The sequence below is a fragment of the Sphingopyxis sp. GW821-FHT02C12 genome (genome assembly GCF_059421785.1).
Genome location: NZ_JBWKVQ010000002.1, coordinates 154501 through 170386, shown reverse-complemented (window position 1 = coordinate 170386; position 15886 = coordinate 154501). Strand labels below are relative to the sequence as shown.

The 15886-nt window shown below is 66.3% G+C and carries 18 protein-coding genes; 14 read left to right on the top strand and 4 right to left on the bottom strand.

From position 1 onward, the window contains the following. Positions 1 to 46: 46 nt before the first annotated feature. The 10 genes from AC07U1_RS15980 (at position 47) to AC07U1_RS15935 (ending at position 4762) form a co-directional block, all read left to right on the top strand. Positions 47 to 448, top strand: a complete 402-nt coding sequence (locus tag AC07U1_RS15980) for a MerC domain-containing protein (protein ID WP_187141667.1) — start codon at positions 47 to 49, stop codon at positions 446 to 448. Between the two features lie 112 nt (positions 449 to 560). Further along, on the top strand, positions 561 to 734 hold the full coding sequence (locus tag AC07U1_RS15975) for a hypothetical protein (RefSeq protein ID WP_187141668.1): 174 nt from the start codon (positions 561 to 563) through the stop codon (positions 732 to 734). Between the two features lie 3 nt (positions 735 to 737). Then, positions 738 to 1151, top strand: coding sequence for a hypothetical protein (locus AC07U1_RS15970; RefSeq protein ID WP_056348976.1), 414 nt, complete (start codon positions 738 to 740; stop codon positions 1149 to 1151). Then, complete coding sequence (locus AC07U1_RS15965; RefSeq protein WP_056348973.1) at positions 1148 to 1339, top strand: helix-turn-helix transcriptional regulator; 192 nt, start codon at positions 1148 to 1150, stop codon at positions 1337 to 1339. The genes AC07U1_RS15970 and AC07U1_RS15965 overlap by 4 nt, the downstream gene beginning before the upstream one ends. Before the next feature lie 4 nt (positions 1340 to 1343). After that, entirely contained in the window at positions 1344 to 2273 is a 930-nt protein-coding gene (locus tag AC07U1_RS15960; RefSeq protein ID WP_495178337.1) for an alpha/beta fold hydrolase, read from the top strand. Positions 2274 to 2431: 158 nt separating this feature from the next. Then, the gene (locus tag AC07U1_RS15955) at positions 2432 to 2686 is read left to right on the top strand and encodes a DUF6356 family protein (RefSeq protein WP_058808361.1); all 255 of its coding nucleotides are present in this window, start codon (positions 2432 to 2434) and stop codon (positions 2684 to 2686) included. Positions 2687 to 2691: 5 nt separating this feature from the next. Then, complete coding sequence (locus tag AC07U1_RS15950) at positions 2692 to 3444, top strand: alpha/beta fold hydrolase (protein ID WP_495178338.1); 753 nt, start codon at positions 2692 to 2694, stop codon at positions 3442 to 3444. A gap of 14 nt (positions 3445 to 3458) precedes the next feature. Then, positions 3459 to 3896, top strand: a complete 438-nt coding sequence (locus AC07U1_RS15945; protein WP_492739960.1) for an acyl-CoA thioesterase — start codon at positions 3459 to 3461, stop codon at positions 3894 to 3896. 9 nt (positions 3897 to 3905) lie between these two features. Then, a complete protein-coding gene (locus AC07U1_RS15940) occupies positions 3906 to 4343 on the top strand; it encodes a VOC family protein (RefSeq protein WP_495178339.1) in 438 nt (145 codons plus the stop codon). A gap of 8 nt (positions 4344 to 4351) precedes the next feature. Next, the gene (locus tag AC07U1_RS15935) at positions 4352 to 4762 is read left to right on the top strand and encodes a VOC family protein (protein WP_495178340.1); all 411 of its coding nucleotides are present in this window, start codon (positions 4352 to 4354) and stop codon (positions 4760 to 4762) included. 6 nt (positions 4763 to 4768) lie between these two features. Here the strand turns inward: AC07U1_RS15935 and AC07U1_RS15930 are convergent, their stop codons facing one another. Then, the gene (locus tag AC07U1_RS15930; RefSeq protein ID WP_495178341.1) at positions 4769 to 6475 is read right to left on the bottom strand and encodes a sensor domain-containing diguanylate cyclase; all 1707 of its coding nucleotides are present in this window, start codon (positions 6473 to 6475) and stop codon (positions 4769 to 4771) included. A gap of 97 nt (positions 6476 to 6572) precedes the next feature. On the opposite strand from AC07U1_RS15930, the gene gloB reads away from it, so the two are divergent. Both gloB and AC07U1_RS15920 read left to right on the top strand, forming a co-directional pair. Continuing rightward, positions 6573 to 7295 carry a hydroxyacylglutathione hydrolase gene (gene gloB, locus AC07U1_RS15925; RefSeq protein WP_495178479.1) on the top strand — a complete coding sequence of 241 codons (723 nt, stop codon included), beginning with the start codon at positions 6573 to 6575 and terminating at the stop codon, positions 7293 to 7295. Between the two features lie 60 nt (positions 7296 to 7355). Continuing rightward, on the top strand, positions 7356 to 7805 hold the full coding sequence (locus AC07U1_RS15920; RefSeq protein WP_495178342.1) for a hypothetical protein: 450 nt from the start codon (positions 7356 to 7358) through the stop codon (positions 7803 to 7805). Positions 7806 to 7994: 189 nt separating this feature from the next. Here AC07U1_RS15920 and AC07U1_RS15915 read toward each other — a convergent pair whose 3' ends face one another. The 3 genes from AC07U1_RS15915 to AC07U1_RS15905 form a co-directional block, all read right to left on the bottom strand. Then, positions 7995 to 9824 (bottom strand): AMP-dependent synthetase/ligase, encoded by a 1830-nt coding sequence (locus AC07U1_RS15915; RefSeq protein ID WP_492739952.1) that lies wholly within the window; start codon positions 9822 to 9824, stop codon positions 7995 to 7997. 140 nt (positions 9825 to 9964) lie between these two features. Continuing rightward, positions 9965 to 11656, bottom strand: a complete 1692-nt coding sequence (gene ggt, locus AC07U1_RS15910) for a gamma-glutamyltransferase (RefSeq protein WP_495178343.1) — start codon at positions 11654 to 11656, stop codon at positions 9965 to 9967. A gap of 118 nt (positions 11657 to 11774) precedes the next feature. Next, positions 11775 to 12845 (bottom strand): quinone-dependent dihydroorotate dehydrogenase, encoded by a 1071-nt coding sequence (locus tag AC07U1_RS15905; protein WP_495178344.1) that lies wholly within the window; start codon positions 12843 to 12845, stop codon positions 11775 to 11777. An 80-nt stretch (positions 12846 to 12925) separates the two neighbouring features. On the opposite strand from AC07U1_RS15905, the gene AC07U1_RS15900 reads away from it, so the two are divergent. Both AC07U1_RS15900 and AC07U1_RS15895 read left to right on the top strand, forming a co-directional pair. Continuing rightward, a complete protein-coding gene (locus AC07U1_RS15900; protein WP_495178345.1) occupies positions 12926 to 14740 on the top strand; it encodes a DUF885 domain-containing protein in 1815 nt (604 codons plus the stop codon). A gap of 98 nt (positions 14741 to 14838) precedes the next feature. Next, positions 14839 to 15726, top strand: coding sequence for an AraC family transcriptional regulator (locus tag AC07U1_RS15895; RefSeq protein WP_056348935.1), 888 nt, complete (start codon positions 14839 to 14841; stop codon positions 15724 to 15726). The last annotated feature ends 160 nt before the right edge of the window (positions 15727 to 15886 follow it).

Below are 15886 nucleotides of genomic sequence, written 5' to 3'. Positions count from 1 at the left end.
ATTGTATCATTATCTAGCGGCACCGACCTCCCGCGAAAGCCGCCTCATGTCCTTTTCCGCCGCGCGCCCGCGCCTCGCCGACCTGATCGGCCTGGCGCTGTCGTCGACCTGCCTGATTCACTGTCTCGCACTACCGATGTTGCTCCTCCTGGCTCCCGCGCTCGGCCACTGGATCGCGCTGCCCGAATGGACGCACGCCGCGATCCTGACGCTCGCGCTGCCTGCGGCCTTCGCGGCGATGCGGGCCGGGTGGCGGCGGCACGGTCGCATCGCCCCGCCGCTGGCCGCGGCGGCGGGGCTCGGCCTTCTCGCGCTGGGGCTGGCGGCGCACGAAGGCTGGATGGGCTTCGCCGATCCCGCCGCCACCGACCGGCTACTCACCTCGATCGGTGCGCTCGCGCTGGCCGGCGCGCACCTCGCCAACTGGCGGTTGAGCCATCACATCTGAACCGGGCCGGCGCAGTCCGTCCATAGCGACCTTGTCATTATGTCAATGTTGCTTGACAAAAACGACTCATGGTGTCAATGTTCCTTGACTGAGTAACAAGGGAGCTTGACCAATGCCGCAAATGCTTCGTGCCCTGCCCTGGGCCATCGCCATCCTGCTGATCGCGCTCGCCGGGGCGGCGGGGATCGTTCCGGCGGCGACGGCCAATATGCTCGTCACCGTGCTGCCGCTGGTGATGGTCGCGACCCTTGCGGGATCGCGCCACCGCTGCGCCCGGGCGGCCTGAGCCATGGCGATGAATCCCGCGCAGCGCCGCTATATCGGCCGGATGATCCCCGTCTCGATCGCCTATGTCGCCGCGATCTTCGCCGCGAGCGCGATCATCCCCAAGGGCGCGACGGCAACGCCGCTGACCGTCGGCATCGCGCTGGTCCCCGGCCTCGCGATCCTCGGCTTCATCTGGGCGATCGGCCGCTATTTCACCGAGCTGAAGGACGAATATGTCCGGATGCTCGAGGTGCGCAAGGCGCTGGTCGCGACCGGGCTGACGCTCGCGCTGACCGCGACCTGGGGCATATTGGAACTCTATACCGACGTGCCGCGCATTCCGCTGTTCTGGGTCTTTCCCGTCTGGTGCCTCGGCCTCGGTGTCGGCGCGCTGTTCAACCGGCTGACGCTGGGCGACAGCGGGGCCTGTCCGTGAAGAACCGCCTGAAGGTCCTGCGCGCCGAGCGCGACTGGAGCCAGCAGGACCTCGCCGAGCGTCTGGAGGTGTCGCGCCAGTCGGTGAACGCGATCGAGACGGGCAAATACGACCCCTCGCTCCCCCTCGCCTTTCGCATCGCCGACCTGTTCGAGATGCGCATCGAAGAGATTTTCCAGAGAGATTGAAGCCATGAAACATCGCTTTTCCGTCGCCGCCCCGTTCATCCTGGGGATCGCGTTGCTCATCGGCGCGCGCGCCGAGGCCGCCGAGGCATGTCCCGCGGGCCTCAATGACGGCAAACGCATCACCGTGCTGGTCGAGGGCGAAGGTCCGGATGTCGTGCTAATCCCCGGCCTGTCGAGCCCGCGCGCCGTATGGAACGCGACCGCCGCGCGGCTGAAAGGAAAATACCGCCTGCACCTTGTACAGATTCGTGGTTTCGGTGACGACGCCGGCGTCAATGCCGAAGGCCCGGTGCTGGACGGCGTGGTGACCGAAGTCGCCGACTATATCGACGATTGCATCACCGATGCCGGGCGCCCGGCACCGGCGGTGATCGGCCATTCGATGGGCGGCCTGACCGGGTTGATGGTCGCGGCGCGCGCACCGCAGGAGGTCGGCAGGCTGATGATCGTCGACGCGGTGCCGTTCATCGGGCTGCTCTTCAATCCCGCTGCGACGATCGACAGCGTGACGCCGCAGGCCGACCAGATGGCGGCGATGATGCGCGCGCAATATGGCCAGCCCGCACCGACCGGGCCGGTCGTCGACCCCGGACCGGCGAGCATGGCGGGCGGTATGTCGAACACGGCGGCCGGACGCACCGCGATCGCCGGCTGGATGCGCGAGGCCGACGCGCGGGTTACGGCACAAGTCTTCCGCGACGTGATGACCACCGACATGCGCGGCGAACTGGCGGCGGTGAGCGCCCCGGTGACCCTGCTCTATGCGCAGGACGAAAGCCTGATGCCCGCCGGGCAGGCGAAGGCGGCGTTCGAGCCGCAATATGCGGGGCTGGCGCACTTCACGGCGCAGATGGTGCCGGGGAGCCGCCACTTTATCATGCTCGACCAGCCCGAGGCTTTCGCGAAGGCGGTGGAGGGGCTTCTGGGGGAGTAACGGAGCTCGTCATTGCGAGCGTAACGGAGCAATCCAGAGCGGTGTACGCCTGCTCTGGATTGCCGCGTCGCCTTCGGCTCCTCGCAATGACGAGGCTTTTGGTTGCCCCCTTCGCGCGCCGCCGCTAGGGCGACGGGCACGGAAAAGGAGCCTCCCCCATGTTCAAGCGCCTGTTCGTCGACCATCCCAAGAGCGTCGATGAAAATTACATCGAACATTTCGGGGTCGCGTCGAAATTCGGCGTGACGATGATCTGGGGCGGGATGTGTGCGCTGGTCCATGCGGTGGTCCCCGGCTGGTGCATCACCACCGGCAGCGACACGATTTCGCGGCTCAACAAGATCATGGTCGAACAGCGCCGCGCCAAGGGGCAGGCCGTGATGCAGATGAGCACCATCGACTGGGTGATCTGACCGGCGTGACCGGCGCCATCGACTATCTCGACCGCGCGGCACGGCCGCGGCTGGCGTACCGCCATGTCGCGGGTGCGGGCCCGACGATCATCTTCCTGCCCGGTTACATGTCCGACATGGCGGGCGGCAAGGCGACCGCGCTGTTCGACCGGGCGGCCGCCGAAGGGCGCGCGTGCCTGCTGCTCGACTATGCCGGATGCGGATTGTCGAGCGGGTTGTTCGCCGAACAGACATTGCTCGACTGGCGCGGCGACGTGCTCGACCTGATCGACACGAAGATCGAGGGGCCGGTGATCATCGTCGGATCGTCGATGGGCGGGTGGCTGATGCTGCTGACCGCGCTGGCGCTGACCGCACGCGACGGACCGGGGCGCGTCGCGGGGCTGGTCGGGATCGCGGCGGCGCCCGACTTCACCGACTGGGGTTTCACCGCCGAAGAGAAGGCGATCATCCTCGCCGAAGGACAGCTTCGCGAAGACACGCCATACGGCGACCAGCCCTATGTCACGACGCGCGGCTTCTGGCAGTCGGGGGAGGCGAACCGCCTGCTCGATGCCCCGATCGCCCTCGCCTGCCCGGTCCGCCTGCTCCATGGGCAGGAGGACGGCGATGTGCCGCCCGAGATCAGCCTGCGGCTCGCCTCGGCGCTGACCAGCGACGATGTGCAGGTGACGCTCGTCAAGGGCGGCGACCACCGGCTGTCGCGCGACACCGATATCGCGCTGCTGGTCGACGCCGTCGCGCGGCTCACCCATTAACCCGAAGGATCATCATGGCTCGCAGCGATTTCAAGTTCAGCGTCAAGAAGCGCGTCCGCTATGCCGAAATCGATGCGCAGGCGGTGGTGTTCAACAGTCGCTACCTCGAATATTTCGACATCGGCATCACCGAATATTGGCGCGCGGCCGGGGTCTATGACCGCTGGCCCGCCAATGACAGCCCCGAATTCCACGTTGCGCGCGCCGAGGTCGATTACAAGGTGCCGATCCTGCTCGACGAGGAGATTGACATCTGCGTGCGCTGTTCGCGCGTCGGGCGCAGTTCGATGACCTTCCTGTTCGAACTGCACGGCGCGGGCCGGGACGATCTGCGCGCGACGGGGGTCGAGGTCAGCGTCCATGTCGAGGAAGCGCGCGGCGCGACCGCGCCGGTGCCCGATGCATTCGTATCCCTGTTCGAGACGTTTGAACAAACGTCGCTGCGCGCCTAAGTTCGCGCGATGACCAAATATCTCCACACCATGATCCGCGTCACCGACCCGGATGCGACCGTCGCCTTCTTCAACCTGATCGGGCTGGAGGAGGTGCGCCGCTTCGACAGCGAGGCCGGGCGCTTCACGCTGATCTTCCTCGCTCCGCCGGGACAGTCGGGGGTGGCCGAGGTCGAGCTGACCTACAACTGGCCGCCCGCCGACGGCAGCGCCGCCGAAAGCTATGGCGGCGGACGCAATTTCGGGCATCTGGCGTACCGGGTCGACGATATCTACGCCACCTGCCAGCGGCTGATGGACGCCGGGGTGACGATCAACCGCCCGCCGCGCGACGGCCATATGGCGTTCGTCCGCTCGCCCGACGGGATTTCGGTCGAGCTGCTGCAGGACGGGCACCTGCCGCCGCAAGACCCCTGGGTGTCGATGCCCAACACGGGCGAGTGGTAAGCTGAACCATGCCGGGCCTGTTGATCAATATCGACGTGCCCGACCTGGCCGCCGGCGAAGCCTTTTACACCGCCGCGCTCGGGCTGACCGTCGGACGGCGGTTCGATGACGATATCGTCGAACTGCTTGGCAGCGACGCACCGATCTATCTGATCGCCAAGCCTGCGGGCTCGGCGATCGGTCCGGACGGCGGCACGACGCGCGATTATGCGCGGCACTGGACCCCGGTGCATCCCGATTTTACCGTCGCCAATCTCGATACCGCGGTCGCGAAGGCATTGGCGGCGGGGGCGGTGCAGGAGGGCGAGACGCTGACCCTGCCCTATGGCCGGCAGGCGATGTTCGCCGATCCGTTCGGCCATGGATTCTGCCTGATCGAATTCAACGACGCGGGCTATGACGCGCTGGCGACGGACTGAACCGCGTCAGGCGGCCGCAGCGCCGATGACGGGCCTATCGGGCTGTTGCCAGCGGTCAGTGACCATGCAGTCGCGCCCGCTATGCTTGGCGGCGTAGAGCAACCGATCCGCCTCGGCGAACAGGCGGTCGAAATCGAGTGCGGCGCCGTCGGTCGAGGACTCGAAGATCAGAAGTCCACCGCTCGCGCTGACCGGATCGGGGATTTGCGGCACGTCGGCGGCGACGCGGCGCGCCAGCGCCTGGCGGCAGCGTTCGGCGGTGCCCGCCGCGTCGGGGCGGTCGATCAACAGGAAAAACTCTTCGCCGCCGATCCGCGCGACGACCCCGCCATGGCCTTCGCGCAGACCCGCGGCGGCGGCGCACAGCACCGCGTCGCCGGCCTGATGGCCGTGGAGGTCGTTGACCGACTTGAAATGATCGATGTCGATCAGCGCCGCGGCAGTGAAGCGGCGTCCGCCGCCGGCGAGCAGGTTTTCGAGCCCGCGCCGGTTGCTGAGTCCGGTCAGCGGATCGGTCTGCGCCGCATCCTCCATTGCGCCGGCGCGCGCCTGCGCCCAGTCGCGCTCGCGGCGCATGATCATGAACCGGTCGGCAACGCCGAGCGCGGTGATCACCAGTTCGAGCGCGATCGCGAGGTAGAGCAATTGGTCGAGCCACATCGGCCCGACATACAGGCCAAGCCCGCGCGCCACGCGTTCGAAGCCGCAGGCGATGATCGGCATCCACGCGATCGTCTGAAACCGCGCCGCGCGGCTGCCGCGCCGCCAGGCACGGGTGAGCACGACGACATAGGTGAGGAGGACCGGGAGGTAGCCGGCGAAATAGAGCTTGCTGCCCCATGGCCGCACCCATTCGACCGGCGCCATCGAGACGGCCGCGAACAGCGGCAGCCAGAAGGCGCAGGCGAGCAACGCGCGCCGATCGCCGCGCGTCGTCTTTTCGGGTTCGAGGAAGTTGAGGCAGAACATCGTCGCCGCGAGGATGCCGACGCTGAAACTGATCTGCGACAGATAGCCATAAGCCAGCGCGCTGATCCCCGGCACGACGGCAAAGGCAAGCCCCGACGACAGGCTGGTGTGCAGGATGATGCACACCGCGAGTGTCATGTGCCAGAGCAGGAAACGTTCGCGCAGGACGCGGAAAAAGGCGATATTGAAGACGATCGGCGCGAGCGCGAGGCCGGTGAACAGCGCGATCAGCAGCATCGTCTGGGTCGACCAACCGCCGGTTCCCGCCGGGGCGAGGCGCGCGGTTTTCAGCGTGGTCGGAAAACCGAGGCGGTCGAATGCGACGGCGACCTCGACAGGCGGCGCCGCGCGCTGCGGCAGCGTCAGGTAGAAATCGGGACCCGCGGCGCGATAGGGCATCGCCTGGCTCCCCCGTCGCACGATCGATGCCGTTGCCCCGTCGGCGTAGCGGACATGGAGCGCGATGCGATCGAAGCGGCTCGTCCGCGCGTTGAATTCCAGCGGCCCCTGCCCGGCGGCCGCGATCGCGCGGGCATCGAAGAACAGCCAGCTGCGCTGTCCGGCGAGCGACCAGCGATCGGGGCCGCAATCGCGGCGGACGCCCGGCGCCGATACTGTCCCGTAATCGTCCCAAAGGGTCGATTGCAGCGTGCAAGGCGCCGGACCCGACGCGGCGCGCGCCGGGGCCAAGCCCGCCGCCAGCATGACCGCAAAAACCAGAAACGCCAGACGCAGCAAAGACATGACCCCCAATGTCGTTGGCGCAAGGCTATACCCAAGGGCTTGCAACATGGTTAACTTGGCGGTCGACGGCGAGCCGTGGGTCGATTATCCTTGCCGCATGCTCGAAATCGTCCGCATCCCCGTCCTCAGCGACAATTATGTCTGGCTGGTCCACGAACCCCAAAGCAAGGCGACGATGGTCGTCGACCCCGCGGTCGCCGACCCGGTGCTGGAGGCGGCGGCGGCGCGCGGCTGGACGATCACCGACATCTGGAACACCCATTGGCATCCGGATCACACCGGCGGCAACGCCGCGATCAAGGACGCGACCGGTTGCACGATCACCGGCCCGGCCGCCGAGTTCGCGCGCATTCCGACGCTCGATGTGCAAGTGACGGGCGGCGATACCGTCAGGCTGGGCGATGTGGTCGCCGACGTGTGGGACGTGCCGGCGCACACTGCGGGCCATATCGCCTATCATTTCGCCAACGACGCCGCGATCTTCGTCGGCGACACGATGTTCGCGATGGGTTGCGGCCGCCTGTTCGAGGGCACCGCCGAGCAGATGTTCGCCAATATGCAGCAACTGGCGACGCTCGACGACGCGACGCGCGTCTATTGCGCGCACGAATATACGCTGTCGAACGCACGCTTCGCGGTGACGGTCGAACCCGAAAACGATGCGCTGGCGGCGCGGCTGGCGGCGGTGGAGTCCGCGCGTGCGGCGGGCGAAGCGACGGTGCCGACGACGATCGGCGCCGAGCGCGCGACCAATCCTTTCCTGCGCGCCCCGACCGCCGCCGAACTCGGACGGATCCGCGCGTTGAAAGACGCCGCGTGACCGCTTCAGCAACCATTCATCGCCTCGTCCGTAAAGTGTCATAGTCGCAGGAGTGCCGTGATGGCGAAGTTCAACCCGATCCGTGCCGCGGTGCTCTGCGCCGCAATGGCGCCGCTGCTCGCAAGCTGCGCGTCCTCGGACATGGGGGCGCCGCGCACCGAGGCGCTGACCCCGAAACAGGCCAAGACACTCGAAAAGCAGCTCGCGGGGAAAATCCCCGGCGACCCCGTACGGTGCCTGTCGAGCAGCGGAACCTATGACACGATCCGCGTGTCCGACAACATTCTGATTTATCGCCAGTCGGGCCGGCTGGTGTACCGCAACGACCTGAAAGGCAGTTGTCCGGGGCTCGGCCGCGACAGCGACATCATGGTCATCCGCCAGTTCGGCAGCTCGACCTGCAGCGGCGATTTCTTTCATCTGGTCGACCGGTCGAGCGGCATTCGCGGTCCGACCTGTGTGCTTGGCGATTTTGTCCCCTATCGCAAACCGGCGGGGGACAAAGGCTGAACCCTTGAGGTTCAGCGACGGGCGGGGTTCCGGTTTGCGCCGAGCTCTTCGGGTCGCACCCCCGCCTGTCATCTGGCAAAAGCCATTCAACAATATCCGTCGCCCCCGCGCAGGCGGGGGCCGCATGAGGTCGACACCCTCGTCGCAGCGTCACGACGACAACGGCCCCCGCCTGCGCGGGGGCGACGGTCAGGCCTTGTACATCGCCGCGATCCGGTCGGCGTAGACTTCGCGCAGTACATGACGGCGGATCTTCATCGACGGGGTCATCTGTTCATTCTCGATCGTGAACGCCTCGTCGGCGAGGTCGAATTTGCGGACCTTTTCGATCACCGACAGCTGGCCGTTGACCCGGTCGACCGCGGCGCGGAGCGCGGCGCGGAATTTTTCATGTTCGCGGAGCAGCGCCATTTCCCTGGGCAGCCCCTCGGCCTCCGCCCATTCGGCGGCCCATTCGGGATCGGGGACGAGTAGCCCGACGAGATGCGGGCGCTTATCGCCATAGACCATCGCCTGCAGGATTTCGGGCTGGAGCGTCAGCATGCCTTCGACCCGCTGCGGCGCGACATTGTCGCCCTTGTCGTTGACGATCAGGTCCTTCTTGCGATCGGTGATGACGATGCGGCCCTGCGGGTCGATATGGCCGATGTCGCCGGTGTGCAGCCAGGGTCCCTTGTCGGGTTCGGCGGGATCGACGACCAGCACGCGCGCGGTCTCGGGCTTGTTGCGCCAATAGCCCTTCATCACGAGTTCGCCGCGCACCAGGATTTCGCCGTCGTCGGCGATGCGGACCTCGGTGTTCATCAGCGGCGGGCCGACTGTGTCCATCTTCAGCCCGACCGACGGGCGGTTGCAGCTGATCACCGGCCCCGCCTCGGTCTGGCCATAGCCCTGGAGCAATGTTAGTCCGATCGAGTGGAAAAATACACCGATCTCGGGGTTGAGCGGCGCGCCGCCCGACACGAGCGCCTTCATCCGGCCGCCGAAACGCTGCTGGATCTTGGGGCGGAACAATTTGTCGAGGATCAGGTCGACCGGGCGGTCGAGCACGCCCATCCGGCGCTCATAATCCTTTTCCCCGACGCGGATCGCCTGGTTCAGCATCCAGTTGGCGAGCTTGCCCTGTTTTTCGACCGACTTGATCATCCGGGCGCGGATCACCTCGAACAGCCGCGGCACGACGACCATGATCGTGGGACGCGACTCCTCGATGTTCGAGAGCAGTTTTTCGAGACCCTCGCTGTAATAGATTTGCGCGCCGACCATGATCGGCAGGAACTGCCCGCCCGAATGTTCATAGGCGTGGCTGAGCGGCAGGAACGAGAGAAACACCTCCTCGTCGCCGATGCCGAAGTCGTTGACGAGCACCTCGGCGGCGCCGGCGGCATTGTGCAGGATCGCACCATGATGCTGCATCACCCCGCGCGGCGCCCCGCCGGTGCCGCTGGTGTAGATGAGGCAGGCGACATCGTCGCGGGTGACGCCCAGCCCGCGCGCCTTGGTCTCCTCGACATAGGCGGCGCCATTTTCGACCAGCGGCGCCCAGTCATGGACGCGCACATCGCCCTGCTGGCCAACGCGCAGGCTTTCCATGCTGATGACGAGGCTCGCGTCCGAACGCATCACCGCCGGCATCAGCACGCGGGCCAGCTTGGCGGTCGAGACGATCACCGCCTTCGCCCCGCTGTTGTCGAGAATGTGCTGGTGGTCGCGTTCGGTGTTGGTGGTGTAGGTCGGCACGGTGATGCAGCCCGCCGCCATGATGCCGAGGTCGGCGATGCAGAATTCGGGGCGGTTCTCGCTGATCAGCACGACACGGTCGCCGTCCTTGAGGCCGAGTTCGCGCAGATTATGCGCGAGCGCCGACACCTGGTTCGCGACCTGGCGCCAGCTCATCGGCTGCCAGGCGCGGTCGGCCTTGCGCCACAGAAACGGGTCCTCGCCGCCCTTTTCGGCGCGGTCGAAGAACATCGCGACCAGGCTCGGGAAATGGTCGAGATGGGGGTTTTCCAGCTTCATGCCTCTTGCTCTCCCGGGGAGGTATTCAACAAATAGGAACAGTCCCTATTTAATTTCTTCTGTTTCTTGGCCGTTCTCGGTTAGCCCGAATTAAATAGGGACTGTCCCTATTTATTGGCGCGCCGCGGCTTCTATCATTCCTAGCTCTGCGGCGGAGCGCCGTCGACCGACGACGTGCCGGGGCCGCGCGGATCGGCGGCGCCATGCCATATTTCGCCAACGCGCTGCGCGGCGTTGAGTTTCGATCCGAGGTCGGTGGGGGTGATGGGATAGCCGAAGGGCGCCATCTTGCCGGCGATCGCCTTGCCCGCCGCGTCATTTTCGATCAGCACGCCCTGCTGCCCGAAGAACAGGTTGGGCAGCGCGATCGCATCCTCGGCGCTCAGCCCCCAGTCGAGCACGCCGACCAAAGTCTTGGTGACGTGCATGATGATCCGCTTGCCGCCCGCAGAGCCGACCGCGAGCACGACCTTGCCGTCGGGGCCATAAACGATCGTCGGCGACATCGACGACAGCGGGCGCTTGCCGGCCTGCACGCGGTTCGCCGCGGGCGCGTCGCCGCGCACCGGATTGAGGTCGAAATCGGTGAGCTCGTTGTTGAGGAAAAAGCCGTTGGCGTTGAGGTTGCTGCCGAAGATGCTCTCGATCGTCGAGGTCATCGACGCGACATTGCCGTCCTTGTCGACCGCGACAAAATGCGTCGTGCCCTGTTCGGGAATCGGACCCGACGGGGTGCGCGGCTGCGCGCCCGGCGGGTTGCCGGCGGGATAGGACGCGGCACGGCCATAGGGCGAGATCAGCTGGCGCCGCTGCGACAGATAGGCCTTGTCGAGCAGGCCGGCGACGGGGACATCGACGAAATCGCTGTCGCCCAGATATTTCTCGCGATCGGCATAAGCGAGCTGCATCGCTTCCGACAGCAGGTGCCAGCTCATCGGGTTGTCCTTGCCCATCGTCTTCATGTCCCAGCCCTCGATCATGCCGAGGATGCCGAAGACGGTGGTCGCGCCCGACGAGGGCGGCCCCATGCCGCACACCTTGTAGACGCGGTAGGTGGTGCAGACGGCGGGCTTGTCCTGCGCCTTGTAGGCCGCGAGGTCCTTGGCGGTGAGCAACGCGGGGTTGCGCGTCGATTTTGCCACCGCGTCGCTGATCGCCTTGGCATTGGCACCGGTGTAGAAAACGTCGGGGCCCTTCGCCGCCATGTCGCGCAGCAGCTTGGCATAAGCGGGATTCCTGATCACCGTGCCGACCGGCGCGGGCTTGCCGTCGACATAATAGAGCGCGCGCGCGGCGGGGAAGTCCTTCCACGTGTCCTGGAAGCGGTCGAGCCAGCCATAAAGCGCGGGGGTGACCTGGAAGCCTTCGTCGGCGAGCTTGATCGCCGGCTGGAACAGCGCCTTCCATTCGAGCTTGCCCCATTTCTTGTGGGTCAGCTCCATCAGGCGAACATTGCCCGGGACACCGACCGAAAGCCCGCCGGGGATGACGTCGCCATAACCGCGCGACTTGCCGTCTGGACCCATGAAGCGGTCGGGCTTGGCCGAGGCGGGCGCCATTTCGCGGCCGTTGATCGTACCGATCTGGTCGCTCTTCGCGTCATGATAGACGAGGAAGCCGCCGCCGCCGACACCGCTCGACTGCGGTTCGACGAGGGTGAGCACCAGCATCATCGCCATCGCCGCGTCGGCGGCCGAGCCGCCGTCGTGCAATATCTGGCGTCCGGCCTCGGTCGCGCGCGCATCGGCGGACGAGGTCACGCCCTGCGCCGCGGCGAGCGAGGGAAGCGTTGTCAGGAAAAGGGCGAAGGCGGCGAAGAGTCTCTTGTTCATGCCGGGACATTGGCGCGGGGGGAAGGATGGCGCAACCCCATCCCTATTCCTCCTCGTCGCGAAGCAATGCCGAGGGGTTATGACGCCGGCGTTGCCGGCCCCTTCCCCATCCACTTGCTCAGTCGCCCACCCCGACCGCGTCGGCGACGCGGGTGAAGCCGTCGCGCACCGCCAGATCCTCGAGTCCGCGCGAGATCCGCGCGGCGAGGCCCGGGCCGGCGAAGACCATCGCCGAATAGATTTGCACGAGGCTGGCCCCGGCGCGGATGCGCGCCCAGGCCGTTTCGGCCGTGGCGATGCCGCCAACGCCGATCAGCGGGATCGCGCCGCCGCTCGCGGTGCGAAAATCCTTGAGCCGCTGGAGCGCGAGGTCATGGAGCGGGGCGCCCGACAGCCCACCTGCCTCGTGTGCATGGCGCGACACAAGCGCCGGCCGCGCGATGGTGGTGTTCGACACGATCAGCGCCGCCAGCCCCTTGTCGAGCGCGACGGTTACCAGATCGTCGATGTCGGCGGGTTCGAGGTCGGGCGCGACCTTGAGGAAAACGGGTTTCGCGGCGCCCGTGGGCTGCGCGGCATTGACCGCGTCGAGCAGCGCTTCGAGCGCGCGCCTATCCTGCAGCGCGCGGAGGCCCGGGGTGTTGGGCGAACTGATATTGACGGTCAGATAATCGGCGAGCGGCGCCATTGCGGCGGTGCCCTTGGCATAGTCGGCGATGCGATCGGCGCTGTCCTTGTTCGCGCCGATGTTGATGCCGAGCGGCACAGCGATACCGCAGGCCCGCAGCTTTTCGATGCGCGTCGCCGCCGCAGCCTGCCCGCCGTTGTTGAACCCCATGCGGTTGATCACCGCGCCATCCTCGACCAGCCGGAACAGGCGCGGACGCGGATTGCCCTCCTGCGGCAGCGGGGTCAGCGTGCCGACCTCGACGAAGCCGAAGCCGAAGCGCGGCATCACCGCGGCGGCGCGGGCATCTTTGTCGAAGCCGGGGGCGAGACCAACCGGGTTCGGGAATGTCAGCCCCGCAACCTCGACCCGCAGGATCGGGCTGGTCAGCGCGCTGCGCGCGCGTGGCAGCGGTTCGAGCGCGGCTAGGGTCAGATTGTGCGCGGCCTCGCCGTCGGTCGCATGGACGATCGGGCGGACGAGCGCATAGGCGGCATCAGTGAGCGAGGCGAAGAGCGACATGACCCGCCATTGCGCCGCACCGGCCCCTATGGCAAGCCCCTGTCCGACCAGCAAAGTCCAACGAAAAGCCGGAGAAAATCGTGTCGCACCCCCGTATTCTTGCCTGCCTGTCCACCTCGCTGTTCGCGATCGCTCTCGTGGGCTGCGCGCCGACGGTTGCCGAGCAAGCGCCCGCGACGGTGGCCGCGCCCGCCGATGTCGCGCCGGCGGGCGCCAACCTGGCCGAATTCTTCGACAAATATGACGCGGCGCAACTGTCGCTGTCGCCCGAGACCAAGGCGCGGCGCGGGGTGCGCGACGGCGATTATGGCGCGTGGGACGATGTGTCGGACGAGGCCGCGGTCGCGCGCTTCAAGCTGCAGACCGCGACCGCCGAGGCGATGCGCGGCAGTTTCGATCCCAAGGCTCTGTCGGCCGACGAGGCGCTGTCGTTCGAACTGTTCAACGCGCAGGCGGCGCGCGCCGAACGCCTGTTCCCGTTCCGCGACCATGGCTATATCTTCGACCAGATGAACGGCGCGCAGAGCCAGATGCCGGCGTTCCTGATCAACATCCACCGCGTCGCCAATATCGCCGAGGCCGAGGCCTATATCAGCCGCATTCGCGGCATGGGACCGATCCTCGACGCGCTGTCGGCGCAGTCGGCGGAGCGCGCCGCGAAAGGCTTTGCGCCACCGAAATGGGTCTATCCCTATGTCATTTCGGACATCGCCAACCTGACCAAGCCCGACAATGCGGTGATCGAGGACATCAGCGCGAAGGTGAACAAGCTGGACATCGATGCCGCCGAAAAGACGCGGCTGATCGGCGCCGCCAAGGCCGCCTGGGTGGAGAGTGCCGGCCCGGCCTATACGCGCCTCTCGGCCGAGATGGCGCGCCAGCAGGCGTCGGCGCCGACACAGGACGGCGTGTGGCGTATGCCCGGCGGCAAGGCCTATTATGAGGCTTTGCTCGCCAATTATACGACGACCGACATGACCGCGGCGCAGATCCACGACCTCGGCCTGTCCGAAGTTGCGCGCATCCATGGCGAGATGAAGAAGATCATGGTCCAGGTCGGGTTCAAGGGCACGCTGAATCAGTTTTTCGACCATTTGCGCACCAGCCCGCAATATTATCACACGACGCGCGAGGCCTATCTGGCCGATGTCGACGCGCATGTGAAGGCGATGGAGGCACGGTTGCCCGCCTTCTTCAACACGCTGCCCAAATCGGCGCTGCAGGTGAAGGCGGTCGAGGCGTTCCGCGAGAAGTCGGCGGGCAAGGCCTTCTACTCCTCGCCCGCGCCCGACGGGTCGCGGCCGGGCATCTATTATGTGAACCTCTACGACCTTCGCGACATGCCCAAGACCGAGCTCGAGGCGCTCGCCTATCATGAGGGCGTTCCGGGGCATCATCTGCAGCGCGCGGTGCAGACCGAGCTCACCGGCCTGCCGCCCTTTCGCCGCTTCGGCGGTTTCACCGCTTATACCGAGGGCTGGGGCCTCTATTCGGAGGAATTGGCCAAGGACATGGGTTTCTATACCGATCCCTATGCCGATTTCGGGCGGCTGGGCATGGAGCTGTGGCGCGCGACACGGCTCGTCGTCGACACCGGCATCCACGACAAGCGCTGGAGCCGCGAACAGGCGATCCAGTATCTGAAGGACAATACCCCCAACCCGCAGGGCGATATCGAAAAGGCGATCGAGCGCTATGTCGTCTATCCGGGACAGGCGACCGCCTACCTCATTGGCAAGCTCAAGATCATGGAGCTGCGCGGCCGTGCGCAGGCGGCGCTCGGCGACAAGTTCGATTTCCGCACCTTCCACGACGTCGTCCTCGAATCGGGTCCGGTGCCGCTCGATGTGCTCGAACGCCGCGTCGATGCGTGGATCGCGACCCAAAAGAGTTAATGCTGGCGATTTGCGGGCTTGACGCAGCGCGCCGAAAGGCAAATGACTTGACCTAGTTAAACAGGCGGCGATGCAGCCGCCGGGGGTCGGGTCTCGTCATGACGGAAGCTTCATCCACGCCCACAGGCGCGGACGGCGAAACGCCGTTCGAACTGCAATATTTCCCGCCCGATCCCGATCTGGCGGAAATGGTGTCGAGCTTTTATTTCGTCCGCGTCGATCTGCCCTTGTTCGACGAAAGCGAGCGCGCCGACCGTCCGCAATTCCGCATCATGGACGTGCCCAAGGGCGAATATATCTTTCCCGACGGCTATCGCTTTCCGGCCGGGCGCGCGACGATCATCGGCCCGACCAGCGGCAGCGTGCAGGCGCTCGCCCCCGGACCGCTGCGCATGTACGGATTCGGACTGATGCCCGCCGGCTGGGCGACGCTGATGGGGGCGCACGCCGACAAGCTGACCGACCGCGCGATCGACGCCGCCGACCTGTTTGGCGACTGGATCGAGGAGGTAGTCGATGCGATCGGCAACGCCGCCGACACCGCCGAACGGCTGGTGATCGGCAATAATTTCGTCCGCGAAATCCTGAAGAAGAGCGAGGCGGCACCGGTATGGTTCACGCGCACTGTCGACGAATGGCTGACCGCGTCGCCATCGCCGCAGGTGCCCGAACTGGTGGAAGCCACGGGCATGTCGATCCGCTCGGTCGAACGGATGACCAAGCATTATTACGGCCTGTCGCCGCGGATGCTGGCGCGCAAATATCGCGCGGTGCGTGCGGCATCGGCGTTGGCGCGCGGCGAAAAGCTCGACGATGCCGCGCTGGGTGACGCCTTTTACGATCAGTCGCACCTGATCCGCGAGATCAAGCGCTTCGCCGGCGCGACGCCGGGCCAGCTTTCCAAGCCCTCGCCCTATACCGAGGCGACGGCGAAGGGCCGCAAGCAAATGGCGGGCAAGGTCAGCCCGATGGTTTCGGATACCTGACACTCACCGTCATTGCGAGCGTAGCGAAGCAATCTCCGGCCCTCGGCCTTGCACAAGGTCGAGGGCTGGAGATTGCCGCGTCGCCTCCGGCTCCTTGCAATGACGACACAGCTGCGGGACTCGCCAAATCCCGGATTAACCACCAAAAATCCCGCGCCCT

What these genes read in the sequence shown, in the direction of transcription:
- AC07U1_RS15980 (WP_187141667.1), top strand. Translation starts at nt 47, where the DNA reads ATGTCCTTTTCCGCCGCGCGCCCGCGCCTCGCCGACCTGATCGGCCTG.
- AC07U1_RS15975 (WP_187141668.1), top strand. Translation starts at nt 561, where the DNA reads ATGCCGCAAATGCTTCGTGCCCTGCCCTGGGCCATCGCCATCCTGCTG.
- AC07U1_RS15970 (WP_056348976.1), top strand. Translation starts at nt 738, where the DNA reads ATGGCGATGAATCCCGCGCAGCGCCGCTATATCGGCCGGATGATCCCC.
- AC07U1_RS15960 (WP_495178337.1), top strand. Translation starts at nt 1,344, where the DNA reads ATGAAACATCGCTTTTCCGTCGCCGCCCCGTTCATCCTGGGGATCGCG.
- AC07U1_RS15955 (WP_058808361.1), top strand. Translation starts at nt 2,432, where the DNA reads ATGTTCAAGCGCCTGTTCGTCGACCATCCCAAGAGCGTCGATGAAAAT.
- AC07U1_RS15945 (WP_492739960.1), top strand. Translation starts at nt 3,459, where the DNA reads ATGGCTCGCAGCGATTTCAAGTTCAGCGTCAAGAAGCGCGTCCGCTAT.
- AC07U1_RS15940 (WP_495178339.1), top strand. Translation starts at nt 3,906, where the DNA reads ATGACCAAATATCTCCACACCATGATCCGCGTCACCGACCCGGATGCG.
- AC07U1_RS15935 (WP_495178340.1), top strand. Translation starts at nt 4,352, where the DNA reads ATGCCGGGCCTGTTGATCAATATCGACGTGCCCGACCTGGCCGCCGGC.
- AC07U1_RS15930 (WP_495178341.1), bottom strand. Translation starts at nt 6,475, where the DNA reads ATGTCTTTGCTGCGTCTGGCGTTTCTGGTTTTTGCGGTCATGCTGGCG.
- gloB (WP_495178479.1), top strand. Translation starts at nt 6,573, where the DNA reads ATGCTCGAAATCGTCCGCATCCCCGTCCTCAGCGACAATTATGTCTGG.
- AC07U1_RS15920 (WP_495178342.1), top strand. Translation starts at nt 7,356, where the DNA reads ATGGCGAAGTTCAACCCGATCCGTGCCGCGGTGCTCTGCGCCGCAATG.
- AC07U1_RS15915 (WP_492739952.1), bottom strand. Translation starts at nt 9,824, where the DNA reads ATGAAGCTGGAAAACCCCCATCTCGACCATTTCCCGAGCCTGGTCGCG.
- ggt (WP_495178343.1), bottom strand. Translation starts at nt 11,656, where the DNA reads ATGAACAAGAGACTCTTCGCCGCCTTCGCCCTTTTCCTGACAACGCTT.
- AC07U1_RS15905 (WP_495178344.1), bottom strand. Translation starts at nt 12,845, where the DNA reads ATGTCGCTCTTCGCCTCGCTCACTGATGCCGCCTATGCGCTCGTCCGC.
- AC07U1_RS15895 (WP_056348935.1), top strand. Translation starts at nt 14,839, where the DNA reads ATGACGGAAGCTTCATCCACGCCCACAGGCGCGGACGGCGAAACGCCG.